2 protein-coding genes are annotated in these 538 nt (G+C 45.9%); both read right to left on the reverse strand.

Features of this window, described 5'->3' with window-relative positions; translation table 11 throughout:
* On the reverse strand, positions 1–407 hold a 407-nt coding region (locus GPK90_RS17855), incomplete at its 3' end, for an RNA-guided endonuclease TnpB family protein (RefSeq protein ID WP_215703587.1).
* The coding region (locus tag GPK90_RS17860) for a transposase (RefSeq protein ID WP_215703588.1) at positions 370–538 on the reverse strand (169 nt) is incomplete at its 5' end. The genes GPK90_RS17855 and GPK90_RS17860, both read right to left, overlap by 38 nt.

A 538-nucleotide genomic window follows, 5' to 3' on the forward strand; every position in this document is an offset into this window, starting at 1 on the left:
TTACGATGCTGCCGGATCCGGATCCAGCCTGCCTTTGGGAGCTTCAGCTTCCCATCTTTTAACAGGATATTTCCATTGACACTATTTGTGGTATAGCTTTTAACAGGATTCTTTTTTGACTTGAATTTTGGAAATCCAAACGATGGGTCCCGGAAAAAGTTTTTATAAGCAGTCTGCAGATGCAGCTGGGCATTGCACAGAGCAAGGCTGTCCACTTCTTTTAGCCATGGAAACTCTGCCTTGTATTTTGCCGGAGTGACCTTCAGGTTTTTTCCGGTCTTTTCATAGCATTCCTTCTTTTCTGCCAGCATCCGGTTATATACAAACCTGACACATCCAAATGTTTTTGCAAACAGTTCCTGCTGTATTTTATTGGGATACATCCGAAACCGGTATACTACGTTCATGTTTTTTCTCCCCCTGCGTCTCGATGTACTGGCGGATCACTTCGATCGGAACTCCGCCGGCACTCAGGAGGCAGAAGCTCTGACTCCAGAACATTTCCTTCCAGAGCTTCTGCCGGATCTCCGGATACTCT

The sequence above is a fragment of the Clostridium sp. MCC344 genome (assembly GCF_018785365.1).
Lineage (GTDB): Bacteria > Bacillota > Clostridia > Lachnospirales > Lachnospiraceae > Pilosibacter.